General features: G+C 71.5%; 23 protein-coding genes and 1 pseudogene. 20 read left to right on the forward strand and 4 right to left on the reverse strand.

The annotated features are described in order from the left end of the window. Positions 1–48 precede the first annotated feature (48 nt). The 12 genes from ABT093_RS01285 to ABT093_RS01335 all read left to right on the forward strand — a co-directional run bounded on the left by ABT093_RS01285 (position 49) and on the right by ABT093_RS01335 (position 9,484). Positions 49–1,596, forward strand: coding sequence for a recombinase family protein (locus tag ABT093_RS01285; protein ID WP_350558545.1), 1,548 nt, complete (start codon positions 49–51; stop codon positions 1,594–1,596). A gap of 352 nt (positions 1,597–1,948) precedes the next feature. Then, the gene (locus ABT093_RS01290) at positions 1,949–2,338 is read left to right on the forward strand and encodes a hypothetical protein (protein WP_350558548.1); all 390 of its coding nucleotides are present in this window, start codon (positions 1,949–1,951) and stop codon (positions 2,336–2,338) included. 251 nt (positions 2,339–2,589) lie between these two features. After that, complete coding sequence (locus tag ABT093_RS01295; RefSeq protein ID WP_350558552.1) at positions 2,590–2,973, forward strand: hypothetical protein; 384 nt, start codon at positions 2,590–2,592, stop codon at positions 2,971–2,973. Positions 2,974–3,109: 136 nt separating this feature from the next. After that, positions 3,110–3,685: a hypothetical protein gene (locus tag ABT093_RS01300; protein ID WP_350558555.1), complete on the forward strand. Its 576-nt coding sequence runs from the start codon at positions 3,110–3,112 to the stop codon at positions 3,683–3,685. Next, complete coding sequence (locus ABT093_RS01305) at positions 3,678–4,433, forward strand: hypothetical protein (RefSeq protein ID WP_350558558.1); 756 nt, start codon at positions 3,678–3,680, stop codon at positions 4,431–4,433. The genes ABT093_RS01300 and ABT093_RS01305 overlap by 8 nt, the downstream gene beginning before the upstream one ends. 343 nt (positions 4,434–4,776) lie before the next feature. Next, a complete protein-coding gene (locus tag ABT093_RS40920; protein ID WP_502884098.1) occupies positions 4,777–5,019 on the forward strand; it encodes an FDXHR family putative zinc-binding protein in 243 nt (80 codons plus the stop codon). Between the two features lie 439 nt (positions 5,020–5,458). Continuing rightward, entirely contained in the window at positions 5,459–5,722 is a 264-nt protein-coding gene (locus ABT093_RS01310) for a hypothetical protein (RefSeq protein ID WP_350558561.1), read from the forward strand. Next, positions 5,703–6,221, forward strand: coding sequence for a DUF6879 family protein (locus ABT093_RS01315; protein ID WP_350558564.1), 519 nt, complete (start codon positions 5,703–5,705; stop codon positions 6,219–6,221). Before ABT093_RS01310 ends, ABT093_RS01315 begins: the two co-directional genes overlap by 20 nt. Positions 6,222–6,227: 6 nt before the next feature. Continuing rightward, positions 6,228–7,076, forward strand: coding sequence for a helix-turn-helix domain-containing protein (locus ABT093_RS01320; protein ID WP_350558567.1), 849 nt, complete (start codon positions 6,228–6,230; stop codon positions 7,074–7,076). 95 nt (positions 7,077–7,171) lie between these two features. Then, positions 7,172–7,372: a hypothetical protein gene (locus ABT093_RS01325; RefSeq protein WP_350558570.1), complete on the forward strand. Its 201-nt coding sequence runs from the start codon at positions 7,172–7,174 to the stop codon at positions 7,370–7,372. 676 nt (positions 7,373–8,048) lie between these two features. After that, positions 8,049–8,534: a glycine-rich domain-containing protein gene (locus tag ABT093_RS01330; RefSeq protein WP_350558573.1), complete on the forward strand. Its 486-nt coding sequence runs from the start codon at positions 8,049–8,051 to the stop codon at positions 8,532–8,534. Between the two features lie 68 nt (positions 8,535–8,602). After that, a complete protein-coding gene (locus ABT093_RS01335; RefSeq protein ID WP_350558576.1) occupies positions 8,603–9,484 on the forward strand; it encodes a phosphotransferase family protein in 882 nt (293 codons plus the stop codon). A 187-nt stretch (positions 9,485–9,671) separates the two neighbouring features. On the opposite strand, the pseudogene ABT093_RS01340 reads toward ABT093_RS01335, so the two are convergent. Both ABT093_RS01340 and ssd read right to left on the reverse strand, forming a co-directional pair. Continuing rightward, positions 9,672–10,685 (reverse strand): annotated as a pseudogene (locus ABT093_RS01340) (TadA family conjugal transfer-associated ATPase); the annotation flags it as partial. Beyond that, positions 10,685–11,809 (reverse strand): septum site-determining protein Ssd, encoded by a 1,125-nt coding sequence (ssd, locus tag ABT093_RS01345; RefSeq protein WP_350558579.1) that lies wholly within the window; start codon positions 11,807–11,809, stop codon positions 10,685–10,687. The gene ssd and the pseudogene ABT093_RS01340, both read right to left, overlap by 1 nt. Positions 11,810–12,490: 681 nt before the next feature. On the opposite strand from ssd, the gene ABT093_RS01350 reads away from it, so the two are divergent. Further along, positions 12,491–13,471: an HAD family hydrolase gene (locus ABT093_RS01350; protein WP_350558582.1), complete on the forward strand. Its 981-nt coding sequence runs from the start codon at positions 12,491–12,493 to the stop codon at positions 13,469–13,471. Between the two features lie 420 nt (positions 13,472–13,891). On the opposite strand, the gene ABT093_RS01355 is transcribed toward ABT093_RS01350, so the two are convergent. Then, a complete protein-coding gene (locus ABT093_RS01355; protein WP_350558585.1) occupies positions 13,892–14,812 on the reverse strand; it encodes a Fic family protein in 921 nt (306 codons plus the stop codon). A gap of 218 nt (positions 14,813–15,030) precedes the next feature. Here ABT093_RS01355 and ABT093_RS01360 point away from each other — a divergent pair, with 218 nt between their 5' ends. From ABT093_RS01360 to ABT093_RS01390, 7 genes are all read left to right on the forward strand, one after another. Next, positions 15,031–16,056: an ATP-binding protein gene (locus tag ABT093_RS01360; RefSeq protein WP_350558588.1), complete on the forward strand. Its 1,026-nt coding sequence runs from the start codon at positions 15,031–15,033 to the stop codon at positions 16,054–16,056. A gap of 440 nt (positions 16,057–16,496) precedes the next feature. Beyond that, complete coding sequence (locus tag ABT093_RS01365) at positions 16,497–18,929, forward strand: SulP family inorganic anion transporter (RefSeq protein ID WP_350558591.1); 2,433 nt, start codon at positions 16,497–16,499, stop codon at positions 18,927–18,929. A 212-nt stretch (positions 18,930–19,141) separates the two neighbouring features. Beyond that, positions 19,142–21,118, forward strand: a complete 1,977-nt coding sequence (acs, locus tag ABT093_RS01370; RefSeq protein ID WP_350558594.1) for an acetate--CoA ligase — start codon at positions 19,142–19,144, stop codon at positions 21,116–21,118. A 362-nt stretch (positions 21,119–21,480) separates the two neighbouring features. Next, positions 21,481–22,968 (forward strand): Na+/H+ antiporter NhaA, encoded by a 1,488-nt coding sequence (gene nhaA, locus ABT093_RS01375; protein ID WP_350558597.1) that lies wholly within the window; start codon positions 21,481–21,483, stop codon positions 22,966–22,968. 112 nt (positions 22,969–23,080) lie between these two features. Next, entirely contained in the window at positions 23,081–23,557 is a 477-nt protein-coding gene (locus ABT093_RS01380; RefSeq protein ID WP_350558600.1) for a phage holin family protein, read from the forward strand. A 178-nt stretch (positions 23,558–23,735) separates the two neighbouring features. Further along, positions 23,736–24,734 (forward strand): alpha/beta fold hydrolase, encoded by a 999-nt coding sequence (locus ABT093_RS01385; RefSeq protein ID WP_350558603.1) that lies wholly within the window; start codon positions 23,736–23,738, stop codon positions 24,732–24,734. Positions 24,735–24,893: 159 nt separating this feature from the next. Further along, positions 24,894–25,133, forward strand: a complete 240-nt coding sequence (locus tag ABT093_RS01390; RefSeq protein ID WP_350558606.1) for a hypothetical protein — start codon at positions 24,894–24,896, stop codon at positions 25,131–25,133. 109 nt (positions 25,134–25,242) lie between these two features. Here the strand turns inward: ABT093_RS01390 and ABT093_RS01395 are convergent, their stop codons facing one another. Further along, entirely contained in the window at positions 25,243–26,427 is a 1,185-nt protein-coding gene (locus ABT093_RS01395; protein ID WP_350558609.1) for a MarP family serine protease, read from the reverse strand. Between the last annotated feature and the right edge of the window lie 23 nt (positions 26,428–26,450).

The following is a 26,450-nucleotide window of genomic DNA, read 5'->3' on the forward strand; positions in this document are numbered from 1 at the left end:
TATCCTGTGCCGGGCCGTGGCCCAGTCCGACCGAAAGAAAGGGCCACCGTGCCAACCGTCGTCATCTACGACCGCTTGTCTCGCCTGTTCGCCGAAGAGGCGCCCGACCACCGCATCAACGCATGCAAGGCGTACGCCGAACAGCGCGGGTGGCAGGTGATCCACATAGCCACCGACACCAACGTGTCCGGCGCCACGAAGCTGGAAGACCGCCCCGGCATGCGCGAGGTCCTGTCCTGGCTACCACGCGCTGACTACGTACTCGCCGCCAAGCTGGACCGCTACGCCCGCAGCGTTCTGGAGTTCCAGCGCCTGCTGAAGGCAGCAGACTCCACCCACGCGACGGTCGTCACCGCCGACGGTGTGGTGTCCCCTGAGAACGCTTCGATCATCATCAACGTGCTGGCTGCGTTCGCCGAGTACGAGCGAGACATGATCACGGCCCGCATCCAGGCGTCGAAGGACCACTTTCGGTCTCGCGGCAATCACCTGGGCGGCTTGGCACCCTACGGCTACGCCGTGGAGGGGCCAGTGAATAACAAGCGCTGGACCATAGACGAGACCGCCGCTTCCATCGTCCGCGAGTGCGCCGAACAGCTGACGCAGCACGGCGCATCGCTGGCCGGTCTGGCTCGGAACCTTAACGAGCGGGGCATTCTGCCCCCCGCCGATCATGCGCGACAGCGCGACGGCCGCAAGATGCGGGGCCAGGTCTGGCACACGACGACGTTGCGAGACGTGCTCTACACACCTGCGGTCCGAGGCTGGCTTGTACAGGCTGTGCCGGGTGAAAAGCGAGGGGCGCTGACAAATCAGCCGGTACTCGACGCCGAGGGCCACCCTCTGTCCGCTGGCCCCGCACTCTTGGATGCCGAAACCTGGTCTGCGGTGCGCGGGATCCTCGACGAGAAGGCCAAAGGGCGTGGTGTGCAGCGCAGCGGGAAGGCTCTGCTGTTGCACGTCGCGCCCTGCTCCGAGTGCGACGGACCCATGTACCGGCAGCGGCGCGAGGCGCGCGGGAAGGACTACACCACGTACGTGTGCCGGAAGGGCGTCGGCAAGCACGGGATCCACCGGCCAAACGTGATCGTGGCCGCGCCGGTCGAAGCAATGGTGACCGCCGAGTTTTTGAAGCGCTTCGGACGGCTCAAGCTGATGCGCTGGACTGAGCCAGACGGCAGTGCGGTTCTCCAGCTCTCCGAGGTCACGACGCAGATCGAGCGACTGGCCGGAAACCTGGTCCACCTTGAACCGGGTGGGGCAGCAGCGCGGATCGCCGTAACACAGCTGAACGCCTTGGAGCGCCGACAGGCAGAGCTGCGGACGGAGGCCGAACAAGCCGAAGGACGCTGGGTTGACGCTGGCCGGACAGTAGAGGCCGAGTGGAACCAGCGAGATGAAGAGGGGCGGCGGGGCCTGCTCATCGACTTGGGCGCACGGGTGGTGATATCACCCCCAGCACCGGGTGCACCCAAGCGATTCGACCCCTCGCGCGTATCCATCGACTTCGAGGGCCCCGCGTGGGTGCGCGACGCTGATCCCGCGACGGCAGAGCTGGCGGCAATCGCACGGGTTGAACTGAATCAAGTCCCATAAGGTCCCCAGCGCCCTTTGAGCGGCCCCACAGCCCCGCCCTGGCCATCTGGCCGGGGCGGGGCTTTCTCGTCCGCGCGGGACCTTCTGCGAGCCGGCGGACGGGTGCGCCGCCCCGAGCGGTGGGCACTCCACAGCACGGCGGAGGACGGCGCCGCGCAGGCCCCGTTAACCGTCCCCCATAAACACAGGAGTACTGGGCGACCACCCAGAGCAACATTGTTACGTTTCTTAGTATGACGGTTGATATTTCCCTAGTTCCATACATAGAAGCTAAGAAAGAGTCTCTATGGCGGTAACTGGGCAAATAGGTTCTTGCATACTCAGCTTCGTAACGCTACCCGAGAGGCTCCGTATGTTCTACGACCCGTATTGCGATTGGTGCGACAAGGCGCTGACCGGCCGCCAACGCACCTACTGCTCGAACGCCTGCCGTCAAGCCGAGCGGCGCGCCGACGAGCGCACCCGCAGCGGCATCCCGCCGCGCACCTGCGACAAGTGCGGAGAGGAGGGGATTGACCACGCCAACCGTTACGGCGGCTGGTGCTACGACTGTACGAACACTCCGGCCAGGCACCGCGCCGAGGAAGCCCGCTGGGAGGCTGCGTGCGAGCTTGAGGGCTGTGACAGCAGTGCCTTCTGGGAAGGTGTGGGGCGGGCCCGGAAGTATTGTTCCGACAGCCACCGCCAGAAGGCGTATCGCCAGCGGAAGCGCGCGGCATCGCTAACGGCCAGTGCGGCTTAGAGGCGGACCCTTAACCACCCCCCATTAATGTGTTTGTGGCGCTCAGCGCCCGAAAGGGAGTGGGCCGAACCACCCCGACAACAACAACTGAATATTGCTCCGGCAGGTAGTGCGCTGCCTGCCGGTCCGCCCCGCTTCGCCGGGTGCGTGCTTTCCCGAGACTTTCGGCGGTCTCGGATGTGCGTGCACTCGGCGGAGCGGGGCCCTTTTGCGTTCCCTCCGCTGTGCGCGCTGTCGACTCACGAAAGGGAATGACCTTGCTTGAACGTAAAGAGATCGTGCTCGCCGCTCTCAAGGGCGCGATGGAGAGCGCCGAACCCGGATCGGAAACCTCTGAGCAGATTAGCCCCGAGCATGCCGCTGATCTTCGAAAGCGCCTCATGCAGAGGCATGGAATTCCTTCGGCGCTTGCCGAAGGCGTGACAGGAAACACGGCGGCTGAAATCGCCGCCAGCGCTAATCGCATCCGCGATGGCCTGGCTCAGTACCAGCCGTCTGGTGGTCTTCATACCCGGCCAGTTTCGCTCCTTCCTTCGGCTGGCCACGTGGACTCACCGCCAGACGATTCCGCAATCGACCCCATGGACCTTGCAAAGAAGATCCTGTCCCGTCGCTTCTCGGAGATCATGCGATGACTGACGCTACCGATGTGCCGGAAAACCTGAACATGGAAAGCCGAGTCCTCAACCCGGAAGGCGCCAAGGGCAACGGCCGTTTCGGATGGCACTTCTGGCCGGACGCCCCCGAGGCCAACGACGCGACGGAGCAGAAGTGACCGATTACCGCAACGCACACTTCCTTCCGGACCTGACGGTGACTGCGAGCGTCCTGACGTTGAGCTCCGAAGGCTTGGCGTCGCTGTCCTTTCGGCCTGTGATCGGCTGGCTTTCCGGTCCACAGCTTTCCCACGGCCAGCGATTCGGCGGGCATTCGGTTCCCGTTGTCGTGCCGTTGGTACTGAGGCCGAACGGGACGGTGGATACCCCTTCTCCGCTCGATTCGGTACCCCGCGAGAACATGGGCCAGGACCCGGCGCCGGCCGAAGTCATCCTGTTGGGTATCTCACCCAATCGAGAGGAAGCCGAGAGGTCCTATGGTCCCGTGCTGAATGCGATCGCCGAGCTGGTCGCAGAAATCTCGGCCGAGCAGGAAGCCGCCAAGGCGGCGGCCCAGAAAACAGCCGAAAATGCCGCTCGCGCCGAACGTGAGGAAGCCGAACGCCTTGCTGCCGTCGCAGCCGAAAAGGTAGCGCGGCGCGCTCATCTGATCAGCGACGCCGATGCGTTGATTGCCGAAAGCCGCGAATTCCTTGCGGCGCGCACCACCGAGGAAAACGACATTGCCTGAGACACTGACGCCGGAGCAGGAGCGAGCAAGGCGGCTCGACCTGCTGGATACGATCGCAGAGCGGGCCATCCCGTTCTACGCCTACACGGTGACCCCGGAGCCCGTTCGGGATGCCCTTGCCCGGCTGGACGACCTCCGGGAGCGTAAGGCCGCCCTGGACGATCTGGTGGCCGTGCTGCGGGCCGAGCTGGCGGGTCTGGACGCGAGGGACGAGCAGGCCGCCAAGGAGGCCGTACGGGACGGCAAGCCCGTGCCCAAGCGCACTGCCCGTGGCCCGCTGGAGACCAAGCTTGCCGAGGCGGAGCGCGCGCAGCTCGCCATGTACCAGGTTGCGGCCGATGCCTCGGGTGCTGTCCGGGCAGCGTCCATCGCTGTGCGGGCCGACTGGCGGGCGAACATCTGTGCCGTCGCCGAGGAGAAGCGCACCGAGGCGCTGACCGCAGCGACTCAACTCGCGGCACTGATGGATGAGTTGGCGTCGCTGGCTCTGACTGTGGAGAGCATGGACGACGACCTTGCCCACCCGTGGGGGCCCAACGAGCAGCAGTGGCGCAGCATGGCGATGCGGGGTGGGATCACGTGGAACGCGGACCGCGCGGCGCTGGACCGGATCGTCACGGACCGGCTGGAGTACTCGACCACGTATCCCGGCGGTCTGCCTGGCAGGCTCAACCCGGCCGAGGACCCGACCACGGAGCACAACCCGATGGCCGGGCCGTCGGCACCGCTCGGCACTCGGGGTGACTGACCCGGCGCTGACTACTTAGCGTGAGGGAAGACCTGGGGGGTGACCCCCTCCCCGGTCTTCCTTTATCGCTATGCCATAGCAGCTCTCGGCCTCTCTACGGGTCTGGGAGTTTCGGGATGGCCCCTCGGTTACCCGCTGTGACCTGCCTTTCGTCCGGGTTTGCGGGAGGGGCCCATGCGCGCGTGCACAGCGCGGGTGCACGTGACGCGCCCGCGCCCGCACGTGTGGGCCCCGACGACCTGAAGATCCCCGTAGAGCTGCCACCCGGGGTCCTGGCCGGGCCGACAGCCGGCCGGGGCCCAACGGGCCCACCCGAGACGCGGCACGCCCCCAATTCCCCACTGTGGCAATACGCCTGGAGTCGACTATCCGTTCGCCTATCGTCCATCCGCCATGCGGCCGGGAGTGGTTCGGCCAGCGCGCCGAGCACTGCCCGGCCTGTCACGAGACGTTCGCCAGCACCAGGGCGGGCGACGCCCACCGCATCGGCCCGCACGGCGCCCGCATGTGCCTGCCCCCGGCCACAGTCGGTCTCTGGCAGGACGGCAGTGGACTGTGGCGCCGACGCCCCTACCGGACGTACTGATCGCCCCCTTGCCCCCGTCTGGTCCCTTCGCGGGGTCGGGCGGGGGCCTTGCGTCGTTGGGTGCAGTCGTCTCTAGGGGTGAGTTGATCAAGCCGTGAGGGCGAGCCTTCGGCTGCCCTAATCAGCTAGGGCAGGGCCTGGTGTGCCAGAGGATGTCCCGATACCAATGGACGTCGTCGCCCACTTCAATGGGCTGCTTGCAGTGCGGGCACACGGGTGGCTCATCGTCTTCAGAACTGAACAATGGCCTGCTGTAGTTGAAGCTCTTCGGCACCTCGCGAGCGTACAGCCACGCAGCAGCGCTTGGGGCGTCACGCTCGTTCTCCCTGTACGCGATCTGCGCCCTCCGGTACTTACCCCTGACGCCCTCTTGTGCTGATCGACTGACGGGGCGATAGTCGTGCAACTGACTGCAATCGGCTCGACACAGGGAGATGTCATGAGGTTGCGTTTCCTCGGGATCATTCCGAACACCCCCGTCGACGACTCGCCGACGATCTGGCTGGACGAGGACACCGGTGATCTCCTGATCCAGTCCTACAAGGCCACCGAAGAAGAGGTGAAGGCGTGCCAGGAGATCGGGTCAATTCCCGGTCACAGCACGGACGTTCCCGGACACGAGACGATCATCCGGCTCCCGGCCGTGATGCTGAAGTACATCCCGCGACCGGAGGGCGGAAACGGTGAAGTACCCCGTACGTGAGGGCTTGGCCAAGGCTCGACACTCCGCCGTGCACCTGGAGATGCGTGACAGCTACACGCCTGACGATCCGGAGTTCGCCCGCTGGCTCGCAGGCCACCGGTACAACAATGATCCGGCGAACTTGCCTGACTGGTGGGGATCTTGGGCAGACCTAGCGGCCGAGACCATCGGGCGCGGAGTGGTCATGCGACGGGCCCGAATCGTCTCGGAGCCGGTGACGGACTACATCCGGTATGAGCACGACCTCACGTTCGCCAACGTCGCAGCGGGCGAGCTCGTCCGCTGGCTGCCCAGGCGAAAGGCCGCCGACATCGCCCTACCGGGAACCGACCTGTGGATGTTCGACGGGTCGACGGTGCTATTCACGTACTTCTCCGGGGCGGGCGACGTCGTGGACAGGGAATGGCGCACGGATCCCGCCGTCGTGGACCTGGTCAGCTCTGCATTCGAAGCGGTGTGGGAGCGGGCCACGCCGCACGAGGACTACAAGCTGGCCTGACCCATCATGTCCGTTTCTGGTTCGTCTCACGTCCAAGCTGCCCGGCAAGTCCTTGCAGATCGCCTCCGGGAGATGTGCAAGGACGCCGGGCTGGACGGCAAGCAACTCGCCGCCCTGTGCGGCTGGCACCCGTCCAAGGTGTCCCGGATCGCCGGCGCCAAGACGTCGCCCTCCGCCGACGATCTGCGCGCCTGGTGCAGTGCCTGCGGCCGGGAGGACGAGACGGCAGATCTGGTCGCCTCCCTGCGCGCCGTGGAAGGCATGTGGGTCGAGTGGCGCCGCATGGAGCGCGCGGGACTGCGAAGGGCGCAGCAGGCCGTTCTGCCGTTGTTCGAACGAACCCATTGGTTCCGGGCCTACTCGTCTTGGCTTGTGCCCGGTCTCCTCCAGACGTACGGCTACACCGAGGACGTGTTGCGCGCCGTTCAACAAAGGCGCGTGTCAGTCGACGATGTGGCCGACGCGGTAGCGGTTCGAATGGAGCGGCAACGCGTGCTCCGCGACGGACACCGGCGGTTTGCGTTCCTGCTGGAGGAGTCCGTCCTTCGCAACGGACTGGGTGACGCCGATACCCAAGCCGAGCAGCTTGAACGCCTGGTCGCCGTGAGCGCACTGCCGAACGTCAGCGTTGGGGTCGTCCCCACTCGGCTGCACCGTGCCCGGATGCCCGTTGAGGGATTCTGGATCTTCGACACGGCGCAAGTGAACGTTGAGCTTGTCTCTGGACATCTCACGCTGACGCAGCCCAGCGAGGTGGCTATGTACGCCGACACGTTCGCCACCCTGGCAGACATGGCGGTCTACGGCCTGAAGGCCCGAGCACTGATCACCGCAGCCGTTGATGCCCTCGGGTGACGGCGTGCAATCTCGTGCAATCTCATAGATCCCAACTTGCGTGACTACCTAGCGTGTTGCCCGTCGGTTCTGACCAGTCCGAGGGAGTGGCCCGCATGACGGTGAGCACCAGCACGCGCAAGCCCAAGACCCGCGAGGAGTACCGGGCCGAGCAGCGCCAACGCGTCCCCATCAACGACCCGCTCACCGGCTACGACGCCGACCTGTCCATGCGGGTGACACGTGGCGGCATCCTGCGCGAGTGGCCGCCCTGCACCTGCGGCGCGGATCACTGCCCCGACAAGGGGGCCGCGTGATGCTGTACGAGATCACCCGGCGTTTGCCCGAGGAGCGGCCCACGGACGCCGGAGAGTGCCCCACGTGCCTGTGGTACGACGCCATGGCGCAGCAGGCGATCCAGGACCCGGAGGGGTTGAACTACTCGCTCCGCACGGACGTGAGGATCCTCCGCCGCCGACACGCCGAGTCGGGCGAGTGCCTGGCCCCCGGGAGTCCCCGTGGCTGACCGCCAGGACGACGCGCAAGCGGCCCTTGACGGTCCCGCCGAGGATTCTGACCCGGTGGACCCGTTCGGGTGGCTGAGGACCCATCGTTGGCCCCCGGAGCGACCCGCCGGACCCCGGCCGGTCCTCACCCCGGAAGAGCACACAAAGGTGCCCCTGACGGCCGAAGAACGGCAGCGCCGGGCCGAGCTGCTGGCCCGCGTGCGCGAGGCCAACCACCCCCGCCGCTGATGGACCCCTACGCCCCTCCCGTCTTCGGAATCGGCGGGTTGTGGGCCGGTCAGCGCCGAGCGCACGACGGCCTACCCGCCCCGGTGCCCTGGTGGCAGCAGAACCGGCCCTCTTGGACCCCACAGACCCCCGCCCGCAGCAGGCGACCCGAACGGATTCGCCGGCTGCCGGATGCGGGCAGCGAAATCCCCTCCCGCACAAGCGGGTTGGGTCCGAACCAGAGCTAGGAGAGTCCGCAGTGACCTCGATCAGCACGGAACGGATCATCGGCCGGACCCTGGTGGACCCGGCGCTGTTCGGGCGCCTGGTCGCCCGGATCGTCAAGGACGAGGACATGGACCAGGCGCTCGCCGAGAGGGTCATGGACCAGGCGCTCGCTTTCCTCGGGGCGTGCGCCGCCAACCCGGACGCCGGGCTGTCCCCCTCGGGCCTGGTGGACGTCGGATGGCACACGTTCATCCTGCACACCCGGGACTACGCGAAGTTCTGCCGCTCGGTGGCCGGGCGGTTCCTCCACCACGTGCCGACCGACGGCCGTGACGACTCCACCAAGGGCGTGAGCATCGCCGCCACGGTGGCCATCATCGAGGCCAGCTGGTTCGCCGTGGACACCGAGCTGTGGAGCATGTCCGCCGACTGTTCGGAGGGCAGCGGCGGCGACGGCAGCGACACCAGCGGAAGCGGCAACTGCTCGCAGTGCCACCGTGGTTGCCACAACAGCTAGCAACTGATCACCTGGCCCGCCCCTTCTGTTCTCAGGAGCGGGGCGGGCCCGAACCCGAAGGACCCACGATGGGTTACGCCTGGAACGACCTGCCGGACGAGTTGCGCGCGAGCATCGAAGGCCGGACGGGGGTGGTCGACGGCGCTGCGTCACCCACGGCCGGGACCGTCTCCGACTTCGCCGCCACCCTGGAGACGACCGGCGGGCAGGTGTTCTGCAAGGCCGTCCGCGAGGACAACGCCAAGGCGTGGATGCACCGCCTTGAGTCGGTCGTGAACACGGCGATCCCGGCGAGCATCGCCCCCCGGATGCTCTGGAAGATCGAGGCCGCCGGGTGGCTGGCCCTCGGGTTCGAACACGCCCCCGGCAGGCACGCGGACCTGTCGCCCGGCGCCGCCGATCTGCCGCTGATCAGCCGGACGCTGGAAATGCTCGCCGAGACGCTGACCCCGGCCCCACCCCTGCGGACCTTCAGCCTGGCCGACCGGTGGTCCGGTCAGGACTTCTGGCACAAGATCGGCGACCAGCACCGTGACCGGCTCGACCCGTGGATCATGGAACGGCTCGACACGCTGATCATGGCGGAACGCGAAGCACCCGACCTGATCGACGGCAAGACCCTGGTACACACCGACCTCACCGGCCCGAACCTCCTGGTGGACGGCGACACGGTACGCGTCATCGACTGGGCCTTCCCCGCCCCCGGCGCGCCATGGGCCGACACGGCGTACATGGTCATTCGGCTGATCGAGGCCGGACACACGCCCGAGGAAGCCGAACAATGGGCCGACAGCGTGGCCATGTGGCGAGAAGCCTCCCCGTGGTCCGTCACAGCCTTTGGCGCGATCCTCACCGGCCTGTGGACCCTGCGCGCCGCCGAGACGCCGGGTGCGCCGTGGGACGGGCTCAGCGCCCACGGGCTTGCCTGGCTCCGCCACCGGCTCAGGTAGCCGACCCGAGACCGGCCCGGCCACCTACGTCCCCCGCGAGGCGGTCGGGCCTCTGACTCCCGCTGCCGGGGAAGGCACGCCAAGCGCAGCGGGTCCGGCCCCGGTCGTCCGGTCTCATTCCCGTGACGGACGGCCGGGGATCCCATACCCGGCGGGGCAAATGCGTGTACGGTTATCGCAGTCACGCGCCCTCGTGGCCGGTGTTCAGGGCGGCGAGCAGCTCGGCCACCTCCGCCCCGCGCACCTCGCCGATCACCAGCCGGTCGGGCCGCATCCGCAGCGCCTGGCGGACCAGGTCCCGCAGGGTGAGCTCGCCCAGCCCCTCCTGGTTGGGCGGACGGCCCTGGAGCCGCACCACGTGCGGGTGGTCGGGCCGCAGCTCGGCGGAGTCCTCGGCGACGACGATCCGCTCCTCCGGACCGACCAGGCCGAGCAGCGCCGCGAGCAGCGTGGTCTTCCCCGTGCCGGTGCCCCCGCTGACCAGCAGCGAGAGCCGGGCCCGCACGACGGCGGCCAGCAACTCGCCGCCGCGCGGCGGGAGCGCTCCGCCGGCCACCAGCTCGTCCAGGCTGAACGGCCGGGGGCGGCACACCCGCAGCGAGATGTGGGTGCAGCCGGCCGCGATCGGCGGCAGGACGGCGTGCAGCCGGGTGCCGTCCGGCAGCCTGGCGTCCACCCAGGGCCGCGCGTCGTCGAGCCGCCGCCCGGCCGCCGTGGCGAGGCGGTGGGCCAGCCGGCGCACCGCCTCCGGGTCGGCGAAGCGGACGCCGGTGGCCCGGTGCAGACCGCCGCCCCGGTCGAACCAGATCTCGTCGGGCCCGTTGACCAGGACGTCCGTGACGTCGGGCGCCGCCAGCAGCCGGTCCAGCGGGCCCGCACCCACCAGTTCGGCGCAGAGCGAGCGCACGGTGTCGAGGACGTCGTCACCGCCGAGCGGCGGCCTGGCGGCGCGCAGGGCGGTCGCCACCGACCCGGCGGTCGGCGGCGCCCCGGACTCGGCCAGCCGCAGCCGGACGGCGTCGACCAGAGCGGCGGCGCGCTCCTCCCGCGCCGTTCGGCCGTAGGGGTTCGGTGCGGGCCGGGGAACGGCCGCCGGGGCGCTCCCGAGGTCCGGGACGCTCCGCAGCGCGCGCCGGGCCCGGGGCGCGTCACCACCGCGATCGACAGCCGGCCCCGTGCCGGTTCTGCGCAGCCGCACCATCAGGCGACACCCCCTTCGACCGCCGGCACCGGCGGAAGCACCTCGTCCAGGAACGCCCCGCAGAAGCGGGCCAGCGGCCCGCCCTCCCGGATGCCGGGCGGCACGCCCTGTTCGAGGTCCACTGCCAGACCGGGCTCCGGCTCCAGCACTCCGGCGAGCTGCATCCGCAGCCCCCGCGCGACCCGCTGTGCGGGCAGCCCGAGGGGCCCCGGCGGCCGCACCACCGCCCGGACGTCGTCGAGCCGCATCCGGACCGACGCGGCCACCCGGTCGGCGGCCGCCACCGCGCGCAGCTCGGCCGGCACCACCAGCAGGGCCGTGTCGGACTGCTCCAACGCCTGCCCGGCCGCCGGATCCAGCCGCCGGGGAACGTCGACCACCACGAGGCCGCCCCGGCGGCGGGCGGCGGCGAGAACGCTGCGCATGGCCTCGGGCGGGACCGCGAGGGTGTCGCCACGGTCCCAGGACAGGCAGGACAGGGTGCCGAGCCGTTTGAGCGCGGGCAGCGCCCGGGCCAGCTCGGCGCCGCTCACCCGGCCCCGGGAACCGGCGAGGTCCGGCCAGCGCAGGCCGGTGGCGGTCTCCCCGCCGAGCAGGATGTCGAGGCCGCCGCCGAGCGGGTCGCCGTCGACGAGCACCGTGCGCAGGCCCCGGCGCGCGGCGGTGACCGCGAGCGCGCAGGCCAGGGTGGAGGCGCCGGCACCTCCCCGCCCGCCGAGCACGGCCACGGTACGCGCCGGAGCGCCGCCCCCTTCGGCGGCGTCGGCGACGCGGTCGAGCAGCCAGGCCTCGGCCTCGGGCAGGAACAGCACGTGCTCCGCGCCGAGTTGGACAGCCCTGACCCAGACGCCCGCGTCGTCGAGGTCCAGCCCGAGCAGCAGTACCCCGGGTCTGCGGGGCAGCCCGGCGCACTGCCCGGACCGGTCGTCGCCGACCAGGACCAGGGACGCGCCCTCCCAGAGCTCGCGCGGCGGCGGAGCGCCCCGGATCAGCCGCGGCTCGGTGCCGGCCGCCGCGCAGATCCGCAGCAGCTGCTCGGCCAGGCCGTCGTCCCCGGTGAGGACGAGCGGTCCGGGGGACTCCGGCCCGCCGGTGGTGGCGCGGTCGGTGATGGGCTTCGTCATGGCGGCTCCCCGGTCGTCCTGGTGTCCGGCTCCTGGTGTCCGGTCGCTCCCGCGGCCGGTCGCCGGGCCCGCAGCACGGGCCGGCGACCGCTGCCGGACATCACGGTGTACGGCGATCCGGATTCCGGCCGCCGGGTTCCGAATCCCTGTGGACAACTCGGGGCTGTGGACGAAAACGTTCACCCACACGGGGGGCTATTGAACAAAGAATTGACGAAACGGGCTCACGGAGATGAACCGCCATAGCGGCGGATCCCGATAGCGCGGTGCGCGCCGCAGGCTCCCCGGGGCAGGTCCGGGCCTCATTCCCGAAGCCGCGGGGCCGGAGCCGGCCCTGGGCCAGGCTCGACGAACCTTCTACGGAGAGTGACGAAAAGGAGGGATCACCCCCGCTCGCCGACACCCCCTGTAGACGCCGGCGGGGCCGGCCGCCCGATCTCCGCGGCGAGCCGTTCAAGCCCTGAAAATGGCCCCGGACGTGCGACGACCCCCGCCGGGGGGGAGAGCGGGGGTCGTCTATCCACGGCCCGACTCGGGGGGGAGGAGCCGGACCGGGTTAGCACGGTCGCGAACGATCCGTGACTTCCATGGTGTACCCGAGCGGCCAGAAACACAAACCCGCACGCCCACGAGTACGCCGAATGGCGGGCTGTTTTGCGGCGCCCTCTATCCTCGGTTCCCGTGGACACCACCGAGAACGCCGACGAGCACGCCGACGAGTCCCCGGACTCCACCGCCGCAGCCGCCGGAACCGACGGGACGCCCGGGCCCGACGGGACGGCCGTGACCGGCCCGCGGCCCGCGGGGCCCGACGCCGCCCCGCCCGCGGCCCGCCCGCCCGCCGCGCGGCCGCGCCCGGCCGGCCCCCGCACCGCCGCCTTCTTCGACCTCGACAAGACGATCATCGCCAAGTCGAGCGCCCTCGCGTTCAGCCGTCCGTTCTACCAGGGCGGTCTGATCAACCGTCGGGCCGTCCTGCGAAGTGCGTACGCCCAGTTCGTCTTCCTGGTGGGCGGCGCGGACCACGACCAGATGGAGAAGATGCGCGAGTACCTCTCCGCGCTCACCCGGGGCTGGAACGTGCAGCAGGTCCGCGAGATCGTCGCCGAGACCCTGCACAACCTGATCGACCCGATCATCTACGACGAGGCCGCCTCGCTCATCGAGCAGCACCACGCGGCCGGACGCGACGTGGTCATCGTCAGCAGCTCCGGCTCCGAGGTGGTCGAGCCGATCGGCGCGCTGCTCGGCGCGGACCACGTGATCGCGACCAGGCTGAAGATCGAGGACGGCTGCTACACCGGCGAGATCGAGTACTACGCCTACGCCGAGAACAAGGCCGCCGCGATCCGGGAGTTGGCCGAGGTCGAGGGCTACGACCTGACCGAGTGCTACGCCTACAGCGACTCGTCGACGGACCTGCCGCTGCTGGAGGCGGTCGGCCACCCCTCGGCGGTCAACCCGGACCGGGCCCTGCGCAAGGAGGCGGTGGCCCGCGAGTGGCCGGTGCTGGTCTTCGACAAGCCGGTGGAACTCCGGCGCCGGCTCCCGGAATTCTCGGCGCCGAGCCGCTCGGTGCTGACGGCGGTGGCGGTCGGCACGGCCGCGCTGACGGCCGGGGTCATCTGGTACGCGGCCCGGCGGCGGCGCCCGGCGGCCTGAGCGCGAGGCGTTGGACAAAACGGTCAAAAGCCGAAGACGTCGCTTTTCGGGTTCCCCTTTCGCTCGAAACGCGATACAAAGGAAACACGGCCCGCGAGACCCGGTCAGGACCGAAGAGGTCAAACCGTCAACGCAGTTCAGGCCCCACGGACCGCCGTACAGATGACCGAGCACCCACATGCAGCCGACCCGCTGTCGGGCCGCCGGACCAGACGAACGGGCAAGATCCCCGTCTGATCGGCACTTCCGGTGCATGCATGGTCACCCGGCATCTGTGCCAGTGGCGGCACCTGGCAGGATCAGGTGCCGCCGCATCTCGTTGTCCGGCCGGGCGGTTCGGTCCGAACGGCCCCTCGCCGCCCGGACCGCCACCGCCCGGACCTCCGCCGCCCGGACCGCCGCCGCTCAGACCGCCGCCGCTCAGACCATGCCGCGCTGCATCGCCTCGCAGACCGCCGTGCTCTCGCGCACGCCGAGCCGCAGCGCCCGGCCGCAGTGGCCGATCCAGGCCGCCAGGCCCTCCGGCGTCCCCGCCAGGTAGCCGGCCAGCGCCCGCCGGTAGGCGTCCGTCCCCAGCTCCACCAGGCCGACCTCGACCGGGCAGATCGACTTCGGGTCGAGACCCTCGGCGATCAGCACGATCCGCTGGGCGGCCCGGGCGATCAGGCCGTTGTGGGCACCGAACGGCCGCAGCGCGAGCAACTCGCCGTGCACCACCGAGGCGACCACCAGGGCCGGCGTGCCGACGCCCCGGCCCTCGGCGCGGGCCACCAGCAGCCGGGAGAGCTGGTCGAGCCGGGCGGCGACCTCCTCGGGGCCGGGCGCCGCCGGCAGCGCCGGCACGGGCCCGTCCGCCGTCGCGCCGACCGGCCCGGCCACCGGCGCGTGGTCCGCGGCGACGCCCTCCACCGGCTTCAGCTCCAGCGGGAACGGCTCGTCGCCGCCCTCGCCGCCCTGTCGCGGCCGGCCCGCCGCCGGGTCGGCGTCCCCGACCGCCAGCAGGTGCAGCCGCGCCAGCACCTGCAGCGGCGAGTGCCGCCAGACGCTCAGCAGCTGGCCCGCCTCGGCCGCGATCCGCAGTGCGGCGCCCACCGTTCGGGCCTGCGGGTCCGCGCCGAAGTCGCTGCGCCGCCGGACCTCCTCCAGCGGCCAGTCGGCCCCGGCCAGCGCCGCCGAGGCACGGGCGCCGCGCAGGGCGGACTCGGAGGTGACCTCGGCCGCGCGGCGGCGCATCACCCGGTGGCCGTAGAGGCGGTCGACGGCCTTGCGGACCTCGGCCACCGCGTCCGGCACCCCGGGGAGCTGGGCCAGCGGGGCGAGGGGATCTGTTCCAGTGCTCACCTACCCGAGAGTAATGACCAGGTGCCCCGGCCGGAACAGCAACCTCGCATCACCCGATAGAGGCAATCCTCACTTCCCTCCGACATGCGACCCGAAACCGCCGATAGCATGGCAATGGCCGAAGATGATAACGATTTCCACCTCGGGAGATCGTCGGCCTCGCCGCGGCGCGCAGCCGCGACCGCGGCGGGCCCAGGAGCGAGAGCCGGAGTCCCAAGATGAAGATCGCCTTCGTCGGCAAGGGCGGCAGCGGCAAGACCACGCTGTCCGCGCTGTTCATCCGCCATCTGGCCGCCGCGGGCCGGCCGGTCCTCGCCGTCGACGCCGACATCAACCAGCACCTCGGCCCGGCGCTCGGGCTGACGGACGGCCAGGCCGCCGCACTGCCCGCGCTCGGGGCCCACCTGCCGGAGATCAAGGAGTACCTGCGCGGCAGCAATCCGCTGATCCGCTCCGCCGAGGAGATGATCAAGACCACCCCGCCGGGCCGGGGCTCGCGGCTGCTGCGGATCGTCGAGGAGAACCCGGTCTACACCGCCTGCGCCCGCGCGGTCGCGCTCGACGAGGGCTCGGTGCGGCTGCTGGCGACCGGCGCGTTCGCCGAGGAGGACCTCGGCGTCGCCTGCTACCACTCCAAGGTCGGCGCGGTGGAGCTGCTGCTCAACCACCTGGTCGACGGCCGGGAGGAGTACGTGGTGACCGACATGACCGCCGGCTCCGACTCCTTCGCCTCGGGGCTGTTCACCCGCTTCGACCTCACCTTCCTGGTCGCCGAACCCACCCGCAAGGGCGTCTCGGTGTACCGCCAGTACCGGGACTACGCCCGCGACTTCGGCGTGCGGCTGCGGGTCGTCGGCAACAAGGTGCAGGGCCTCGACGACCTGGACTTCCTCCGCCGCGAGGTCGGCGAGGACCTGCTGACCGCCTTCGGACAGTCCGACTGGGTGCGCCGCCTGGAGCAGGGCGCGCAACCGCCGCTGCGCGCCCTCGAACCCGCCAACCGCGCCGCGCTGGGCGAGCTGCGCGCGGCCGCCGACGCCGCGTACGGGCTGCGGGACCCGCGCCGGTACACCGAGCAGGCCGTCCTCTTCCACCTGCGCAACGCCGAGAGCTGGGCCAACGCCAAGGTCGGCACGGACCTCGCCGCCCAGGTCGACCCGGACTTCGTGCTCGGCGGCGAGCCCGCCCCGGCCGGCGGTCCCGCCGCGGTCGGCGAACCCACCGCCGCCGGCGCGGCGGTCTGAGCCGGACCCCCGCCGCACCACCCGCGGGCCGCGGTCCCCCGCACGGGGACCGCGGCCCGCGCGCATCCCCGGCACGCCCGCCACCAGCAGATTCCCGGCCGTTCGACCACCACCCAATGGAGTGAATCAGGCCTTTATTCACTGTCGCTCCGGATGACGCTGTGCAAAGCTCTCATTACCCTCGGTTTACCGAGTCTTGATATTCCGCTTCCGTCCCGGCGCCCCTCGCCGCGGCCTGGCTCCTCCCAGCGCCCGGCCGAGCGGCCGCCGGGTCGCCCGATGGTCCAAGGCCCGGCCGGTGACACCCGCACTCCCGGCCCGGCCGCGCCATCCCGCCACACCGTCGCGACCCACGACAGCCGATCCGTTCCACCGAGCCCATGCCCGGACTCACCGCCGGACCTGACTGCGTTCGTTTCCCCGGACAGACGGGAAGACCCATGACCCTCGACATCTCCAGCGCCCCCATCCCCTCCGACACCACCGACCACGCCCCACCGGGCCGACGTCCCCGCGCCGCCCTGGCCCGGGACCTCTCGGCCTCCCTGGTGGTGTTCCTGATCGCCGTGCCGTTCTCCCTCGGCATCGCCCTGGCCACCGGCGCCCCGCTCACCGCCGGCCTGGCCGCGGCGGCCGTCGGCGGCCTCGTGGTCGGCCTGTTCGGCGGCACCCCGCTGCAGGTCAGCGGCCCCTCCGCCGCGCTCACCGTGATCACCGCCGGGCTCATCGCCCAGTACGGCTGGCAGGCCACCTGCGCCATCACCCTCGCCGCCGGCCTGCTCCAACTCCTGCTCGGCGCACGGCGGGTGGCCCGCACCGCGCTGGCCGTCTCACCCGCCATCGTGCACGGCATGCTGGCCGGTGTCGGCCTCGCCATCGCCATCGCGCAACTGCACGTCGTCCTCGGCGGCTCGCCGCAGAGCTCGGCCCTGGCCAACCTGCTCGCCCTGCCCGGCCAGTTGTCGACCCCGCACCCCGCCGCCCTGGCCGTCGGCGCGCTCACCGCCGCCGTCCTGCTCGGCTGGCCCCGGCTGGAGAGACTCCCCGGCCGGTACGGGGAGTTCGGCAGCCGGCTGACCAGGGTGCCCGGACCGCTCGCCGCCGTCGCCGCCGCCACCGGGCTCGCCGTCGCGCTGGACCTGCGGCTGGCCCGGATCGAACTGCCCGCCTGGCAGCCGCACGGCCTCGTCCCCGACCTGCCGCACGGCCCGCCGCTCGCCGTCCTGGCCGCCGTGCTGACCGTCACCGCCGTGGCGAGCGTCGAGTCGCTGCTCTCCGCCGTCGCGGTCGACCGGATGTCGCGCCGCACCGGGGACCTCGACCGCGAACTGCGCGGCCAGGGCCTCGCCAACCTGGTCAGCGGCCTGGTCGGCGGACTTCCGGTCGCCGGCGGCGCGGTACGCAGCACGGCCAACGTCCGGGCCGGGGCGCGCAGCCGCTGGTCCTCGGTGCTGCACGGAGTGTGGGTGCTGGCGGCCGCGCTCGCCCTGACCGGCGGGCTGCGCCGGATCCCGCTGTCCGCGCTCGCCGCCCTGGTGCTGGTCGTCGGCCTGCAGATGGTGAGCTTCGCGCACATCCGCAAGGTGCACCGGCACCGCGAGTTCCCGGTCTACCTGATCACCGTGCTCGCCGTGGTGCTCTGCGGCGTGCTGCCGGGGGTGGCACTGGGCGCGGCGACGGCCGTGCTGCTCGCGCTCTACCGGCTGACCCGCGCCCACGTGGACGTCCTGGCCGGTGCCGACGGCTCGTTCACGGTGGAGACGCACGGCCCGCTCACCTTCACCGCGGTGCCCCGGCTCAGCCGGGCGCTGGCGGGCATCCCGGCCGGCGCCGAGGTCACCGTCGTCCACGACGGCTCCTTCCTGGACCACGCCGCCTTCGAGACGGTGCACGGCTGGCGCACCGGCCACCAGGCCGGCGGCGGCCGGGTGTCGATGGTGACGCGCCGCCAGGACGACGAGGTGCTCGACCCGGACGGCACCGTCCGCGCCGGCAGCTCCCCGGGCCCGCACCGCTGCCGGGCCTGGACGCCCTGGGTCGGCCACCACTGCATCGAGCAGCAGGAGGACCCGCACGGCCGGCTGCTGGACGGAGTGCGGGTGTTCCAGCTGCACACCGCCCCACTGGTGCGGCCCGAGCTGGCCCGGCTCGCCCGGGAGGGGCAGACGCCCTCACAGCTCTTCCTGACCTGCGCCGACTCCCGGATGGTCACCAGCATGATCACCAACAGCGGGCCGGGCGACCTCTTCACCGTGCGCAACGTCGGGAACCTGGTACCGGCGCCGCACGAGCCGGGCGCGGCCGACGACTCGGTGGCGGCGGCGGTGCAGTACGCGGTCGAGGTGCTGGAGGTGCGGTCGATCACGGTCTGCGGGCACTCGGGCTGCGGGGCGATGAAGGCCCTGCTGGACGGGGTGCACGAGCAGCCCGGCCGGCCCACCCCGCTGGCCCGCTGGCTGCGCAACGGCCGCGGCTCGCTGGACCGGCTGCGCAGGGTCCCGGCGGAGTTCGCCGACCGGCCGGCGGTCGACCTGACCGAGCAGCTGTGCATCACCAACGTGGTCCAGCAGCTGGACCAGCTGCTGGCCAATCCGGCGGTGGAGCGGCGGGTGACCGAGGGCACCCTGCGGCTGGTCGGCATGTACTTCGACTTCGCCACGGCACAGGCCTATGTACTCGACCGGGAGACCGGCCGGTTCGGCCCGGTCGAGGCAGCGGCACCGGCCTCCGCCCGGGCGCTGGCACCGGCGCCGACGCCGGCACAGGAGGGCGACACGCCCGGACACGTGAAGGAATTCGAACAGGTTCCGGCCACCGGCACCACCGTCGCGGACCAGGCCGGGGACGGAGGAGGTCCCGGCCTGGCCGCCTGAGAGCCGGGCCCGCGTCCCGCCGGGCGGGCCAAGGACGCGGGCCCACCTCCCGATGACACCCGGGGGCACCGCCGACCTCGGGCGACCGTTCGATGCCCGGTCAAAGGTCTACACCAATTATCCGGAGCCTCTTGTCAACTGACCTCTTCGCCTGGTGAGCTGTGCGCTGGGACACACGGGACAATCCCCACGCACGGGAAACGACCCCGATCATGACTCATGAGGAGTGCGCGTTGAGCAACGAGAGCCTGGCCAACCTGCTCAAGGAGGAGCGGCGCTTCGCCCCGCCGGCAGAGCTCGCCGCAGCCGCCAACGTCACCGCGGCCGCGTACGCTCAGGCCTCCGAGGACCGCCTCGGCTTCTGGGCCGAGCAGGCCCGCCGCCTCAGCTGGGCCGTCGAGCCCACCCAGACCCTCGACTGGTCCAACCCGCCGTTCGCCAAGTGGTTCGCCGACGGCAAGCTCAACGTGGCCTACAACTGCGTCGACCGGCACGTCGAGGCCGGCAACGGCGACCGCGTCGCCATCCACTTCGAGGGCGAGCCCGGTGACGGCCGCTCGATCACCTACGCCCAGCTCAAGGACGAGGTCTCGCAGGCCGCCAACGCGCTGCTGGAGCTCGGTGTCGCCAAGGGCGACCGGGTCGCCATCTACCTGCCGATGATCGCCGAGGCGGTCGTCGCGATCCTCGCCTGCGCCCGGATCGGCGCCACCCACTCGGTGGTCTTCGGCGGCTTCTCCGCCGACGCCGTGGCCTCCCGCATCCAGGACGCCCAGGCCAAGCTGGTCATCACCGCCGACGGCGGCTACCGGCGCGGCAAGCCGTCCGCCCTCAAGCCGGCCATCGACGAGGCGCTGACCAAGGTCGACGGCGTCGAGCACGTCCTGGTCGTGCGCCGCACCGGCCAGGAGATCGCCTGGACCGAGGGCCGCGACGTCTGGTGGCACGAGGCCACCGGGCGCCAGTCCACCGAGCACACCCCCGAGGCGCACGACGCCGAGCACCCGCTCTTCATCCTCTACACCTCGGGCACCACCGGGAAGCCCAAGGGCATCCTGCACACCTCGGGCGGCTACCTCACCCAGGCCAGCTACACCCACCACGCCGTCTTCGACCTCAAGCCGGAGAGCGACGTCTACTGGTGCACCGCCGACATCGGCTGGGTCACCGGTCACTCGTACATCGTCTACGGCCCGCTCTCCAACGGCGCCACCCAGGTCATCTACGAGGGCACCCCGGACACCCCGCACCAGGGCCGCTTCTGGGAGGTCGTCCAGAAGTACGGCGTGACCATCCTCTACACCGCGCCGACCGCGATCCGCACCTTCATGAAGTGGGGCGACGACATCCCCGCGAAGTTCGACCTGTCCTCGCTGCGGGTGCTGGGCAGCGTCGGCGAGCCGATCAACCCCGAGGCGTGGATCTGGTACCGCGAGCACATCGGCGCCGGCAAGACCCCGATCGTGGACACCTGGTGGCAGACCGAGACCGGCGCGATCATGATCAGCCCGCTGCCGGGCGTCACCGAGACCAAGCCGGGCTCCGCCCAGCGCGCGCTGCCGGGCATCGCGGCCACCGTGGTCGACGACAACGGCGCCGAGGTGGCCAACGGCTCCGGCGGCTACCTGGTGCTCACCGAGCCGTGGCCGTCCATGCTGCGCACCATCTGGGGCGACGACCAGCGCTACATCGACACCTACTGGTCGCGCTTCGAGGGCCGCTACTTCGCCGGTGACGGCGCCAAGAAGGACGAGGACGGCGACATCTGGCTGCTCGGCCGGGTCGACGACGTCATGCTGGTCTCCGGCCACAACATCTCGACCACCGAGGTCGAGTCGGCCCTGGTCGGACACCCGTCGGTGGCCGAGTCCGCCGTCGTCGGCGCCACCGACGCGACCACCGGCCAGGCGATCGTCGCCTTCGTGATCCTGCGCGGCAGCGCCACCGACAGCCCCGAGCTGGTCGAGGAGCTGCGGGCGCACGTCGGCCGTACGCTCGGCCCGATCGCCAAGCCGAAGCAGGTCAAGGTGGTCGGCGAGCTGCCGAAGACCCGCTCCGGCAAGATCATGCGCCGCCTGCTGCGCGACATCGCCGAGGGCCGCGAGGTCGGTGACACCACCACGCTGGCCGACTCCACGGTGATGAACCTCATCCAGGCCCAGCTGCCGCCGGCGGGCAGCGAGAGCTGACCCACAACCCCCTCACCCACGCCGCCGCCGTGCGCCGTGGGTGAGGGGAGGCGTACGTGAGGGTGCCCCGGGCGGTCGTGACCGCCCGGGGCACCGTCGTGTCCGGGGCACCGTCGCGTCCGCGGCACCGGCCCAGGGCCCCAGGGCAGCCGGTCGCCGTGCACAACGGGCCGCGGAGGGCTTAAGTCCTTAGATAGGACAATCCGGATGTCCCTTTGTCGCCACGCTACAATGTCAAAGACGCATCAAGATCCACCAAAGCTCCATTCACGATCCGCGTCACAGGGCGAGCCGGGAAGTCTGGTCGGCGATGCACCACAGGTGTGTCCGCACCCCGTCCCCTCGCCCCCAGGAGGCCACGCGTGGCCAGCCAGCCGCCCGTCCACGAGCCGACGCCCCAGCGCCGCCAGTTCCTCGGCAGGCTGCCCCTCCCCGAACGCAGCTACGTCGCCGACGCCCTGCGCACCGAGACCGTCGGCGGTGTCCTGCTGCTCCTCGCCGCCGTCGTCGCCCTGGTCTGGGCCAACGTCTGGCCGGACTCCTACCAGTCCGTCCTGAACCACACCGTCGGCCCCTCCGCGCCCCTTCACCTCGACCTCACTCTGGGCACCTGGGCCAAGGACGGGCTGCTGACGATCTTCTTCTTCGTGGCCGGTATCGAGCTCAAGCGCGAGTTCGTGGCGGGTGAACTGCGCAGCCCCAGCGCGGCGATGCTGCCCGTCATAGCCGCCGTCTGCGGTGTCGTGCTGCCCGCCGTCCTGTACACCGTCGTCAACGCGGGCCCCGGCGGGCACCCGAGCGGCTGGGCCGTCCCGACCGCCACCGACATCGCCTTCGCGCTCGGCGTGCTCGCGGTGGTCGGCAGCCACCTGCCCTCCGCGCTGCGCGCCTTCCTGCTCACCCTCGCCGTGGTGGACGACCTGATCGCGATCCTGATCATCGCGGTCTTCTACAGCTCCGGCATCAAGTTCTGGGCGCTCGGGCTGGCCCTCGCCGGTCTCGTGCTGTTCTGGTTCCTGCACCGGCGCGGGGTGCACGGCTGGTACCTGTTCGTCCCGCTCGCCTTCGTGATCTGGGCGCTGATGCACGAGAGCGGTGTGCACGCCACGGTGGCCGGCGTCGCGATGGGCCTGATGCTCCGCTGCCACCGGGAGGGCGACGAGAAGCACTCCCCCGGCGAGCACATCGAGCACCTGGTCCGGCCGCTCTCGGCCGGGCTGGCCGTGCCGGTCTTCGCCCTGTTCGCGGCCGGGGTGACGATCTCCGGTCCGGCGCTGCGCGAGGTGTTCACCCAGGCCGCTCCGATCGGCATCATGGTCGGCCTGGTGGTCGGCAAGTCCGTGGGCGTCTTCGGCGGCACCTGGCTGGCCGCCCGCTTCACCCGCGCCGAGCTCAACCCGCAGCTCAAGTGGGCCGACCTGTTCGCCGTCTCGGTCCTGGCCGGTATCGGCTTCACCGTCTCGCTGCTGATCGACGAGCTGGCCTTCCCGGACGACCCGGCGCTCACCGAGCGGGCCAAGGCGGCCGTCCTGGTGGGTTCGCTGATCTGCGCGCTGGCCGCCACCGTGCTGCTGAAGCTGCGCAACCGGCACTACCGCGAGCTGTGCGAGGAGGAGGACCGCGACCTCGACGGCGACGGCATCCCCGACGTCTACCAGCAGGACGACCCGGCCTGGCAGCAGCGCATGGCCGACCGGGCACGGCAGACAGCGGCACGGGAGACAGCGCCGGAGCAGACAGCGGCAGGACAGTCGGACGCACGGCGGGCGGAGCCGCGGTCCACGGACCAGGGGCCGCCGACCCAGGGGCCGACACGCCCGGCCGGCGAGGGCCGCGACGGAGCGCGCTGAGCGGCCCGCCCGCCGGACACGTCCCCCCGGCGGGGCCCCGGAGTGGTGTCCGCTCGTCCGGTGGGGGCATGATTCTGAACTGTCGACAGTCCACCGAAGAGGAGAACCGCTGATGCCCGCAGGAGCCGCAGACCCGTCCAGCAACGGCCGGGCGCCCTACGAGGGCGAGCGTTCGGTGGGGCAGCTGTTCGCCGCGGCCACCGCCGACCTGTCCGCCCTGGTCCATGACGAGATCGCGCTGGCCAAGGCCGAGATCCGCGCCGACGTCAAGCGCGGCGTCTCCGGCGGCGTCTCGCTGGGCGTCGCCGGCGTGGTGGCGCTGGCCGCCGTCCCGATGCTGAGCGCGGCCGCCGCGTTCGGCATCCACGCGCTGGGTCTGTCGCTCGGCTGGTCGTTCCTGATCGTGGCCGGCGCGTACCTGCTGCTGGCCGTGCTGCTGGGCCTGCTGGCACTGCGTTCGTTCAAGAAGATCGAGAAGCCGGTCCGGACCATCGAGGGTGCGCAGAAGACCGCCGACGTGCTGAAGAACGCGCGGCCGCGTCCCGCCACCAAGGAGGAGATCGACCGCGCCCTGGGCCGCATCCCGTAGGCCCGCCCCGGAGACCGGCTCCCGCGCGCCGGACACGCGCCAGGAATCACGCCAGGAATCACGCCAGGAATCGCGCCGGGGAAACGCCCCGGACGCGCTCCCGGTACGCCAGGGGCCGGAACGGCCGAGTGCGAGTGCCGGGCGCGTGTCCGGCGCGCGGATGTGACACGCTCTCGGTATGTCGCTCGACCAGAAGCCCGTGCCCGCGCAGCCGTCCGCCAGCTCCGGCCTCACCACCCCCGGCGACCCCCAGGACGGGCCCTCCCCGGCCACGGCCGCCTGGGACGTCCGGCAGGCCGGGCCGTGGACCCACCGCGACCTCGCCGCCAACGGCGCGCGGTTCCACATCGCCGAGCTCGGCGAGGGCCCGCTGGTCCTGCTGGTGCACGGCTGGCCCGAGTACTGGTGGGCCTGGCGCCACCAGCTGACCGCGCTGGCCGCGGCCGGCTACCGGGCCGTCGCCGTGGACCTGCGCGGCATCGGCGGCAGCGACCGCACCCCGCGCGGCTACGACCCCGGCAACCTCGCGCTGGACATCACCGGGGTGATCCGCTCGCTCGGCGAGGACCGGGCGCACCTGGTCGGCCACGCCTCAGGCGGCACGCTGGCCTGGGTGGCGGCCGTGATGCGGCCCTCGGTGATCCAGAGCCTCACCGTGGTCTCGGCCGCGCACCCCCGTGACCTGCGCCGGGCCCTGCTCACCGACCGCAAGCAGCTCGCCGCCTTCGAGCACGTGCTGGGCTTCCAGCGGCCGTGGATACCGGAGCGCCGTCTGGTGGCCGACGACGCCGAGCTGGTCGGCCGCTACCTGGACGCCTGGGCCGGCCGCACCCCGCTGGACCGCGCGGCGGTGGCCGCGTACCGGCGGGCGATCCAGATCCCCAGCACCGCGCACTGCTCGATCGAGCCGTACCGCTGGCTGCTGCGCTCGATGGCCCGGCCGGACGGCATCCAGTTCGCCCGCCGGATGAAGAAGCCGATCACCGCGCCCACCCTGCACGTCCAGGGCGCGGCGGACCCGGTGCTGCTGTCGCACACCGCGCTGGGCGGCGGCGAGTACGTGGCCGCGCCCTACCGCTGGCGGCTGCTGCCGGGAGTCGGGCACTTCCCGCACGAGGAGGCGCCGGAGCAGTTCACCGCCGAGTTGCTGGACTGGATCGGCCTCCACAAGGACTGAGGGTCCGAGGGGCCGGGAGGAAGGTCCCGGCGCCCGGATGGGCGAACAGGGCCGAAGGTCCCAACTCCCTTAATCTGATGCTCATATGACAAACGCATAGGCCACGTTGGTGGCCCGCCGGGCGGTTACCCCCGTCGGCCCAGGGGCATCCATTGCGGTATGACCTGGATGCCCGATCGCGGCAGCGCCCCGCGCGGCCGACAGCACAGCAACAGCCCGCGGCGTGCCGCCCACCGCCCCGACTGGGCGGACGACCACGGCTACGACGGCGCCGGCCACGACACCGGCTACGACGGCGCGGGCGGCCACCCGCGTACGGCGCAGCGGCAGCTCGGCATCCCGCACATCCTCGGCCGCCGCGCCCGCTGGGTGGGCGCCCGCCTCCGCCGCGACACCTGAGCGGTCCTGGGCGGCCCGAGCGGTCCTGGGCGCTCCTGACCGACCCTGCCAGGCCCTGTCAGGCTCCGGCCGACTCGGCCGCACCGGTCGGCCGGCCCGGCCGCACGGCTCAGAGCGCGCAGCCCTGGGTGTCCACCCGGGCCGTCGCCGCGCTGCCCTGCTCGGCGTCCTGGCGCACCTCGGCGGCGGTCAGCACGTACCCCGTGTCCGCGCTGTCCAGCGACTTGGCGAACACCATCCCGTACACCTGGCCGTCCGGCGTGAGCAGCGGGCCGCCGCTGTTGCCCTGGCGGACCAGCGAGCGCACCGAGTAGACGTCGCGGACGACCTGGCCCCGGTGGTAGATGTCCGGGCCGTTGGCCTGGATCCGGCCGCGGATGCGGGCCGGCTGGACGTTGAAGGAACCGTTCTCGGGGAAGCCCGCGACGATCGCGCTGTCGTTGGTCTTCGCCTCGCCCGCGAAGGCGAGCGGCGGCGCGTTCAGCTTGGGCACGTCCAGGACGGCGATGTCGCGCTGCCAGTCGTAGCGGACCACCGTCGCGTCGTACAGCGGGCCGACGCCGCCGATCTGCACGGTCGGCTCGTCGACGCCGCCGACCACGTGGGCGTTGGTCATCACCCGGTGCGGGGCGTAGACGAAGCCGCTGCCCTCCAGCGTCTTGCCGCAGGAGGTGGCGGTGCCGACCACCTTGACCAGGCTCTGCCGCGCCTTCGCCACCGCCGGGCTGCCGGCCAGCGCCGGGTCGGGGATGTCGACCTGGGTGATCGGCTCGTGCTCGAAGGGGTTGAACACCTGCGGGAAGCCGTTGCGGGCGAGCACCTTGGAGAAGTCCGAGAACCAGTTGGGCGCGTCGGCGGGCAGCGCGTCCTGGACGCCGCCGAGCACGGCCGAGGTGCGGACCTGCTTGGAGACGGTCGGCAGGGACGTCCCGGCGAGCGCCGAGCCGATCAGCCAGGCCACCAGCAGCATCGAGATCACGTTGACCACGGAGCCGCCCGCGGCGTCCAGGGCCCGGGCCGGGCGGCGGTCGATGTGCCCGCGCAGCTTCCAGCCGAAGTGCGTGGTGATCGCCTGGCCGGTCGCCGCGAGCACGATCACCACCACCACGGCGATCACCGAGGCGGTCGTCCCGGGGCTGAGGTGGTCGAGCAGCAGCGGCAGCAGTTGGACGGCGAGCAGGCCGCCGCCCAGGAAGCCGAGGACCGACAGCACGCCGACCACGAAGCCCTGCCGGTAGCCCGACACGGCGAACCCGAGGGCGGCGGCGATCAACAGCACATCCAGGACGTTCACCCGGACACCCTCCCACGACGGAC

The organism is Kitasatospora sp. NPDC002551 (genome assembly GCF_040296005.1).
Classification (GTDB): domain Bacteria; phylum Actinomycetota; class Actinomycetes; order Streptomycetales; family Streptomycetaceae; genus Kitasatospora.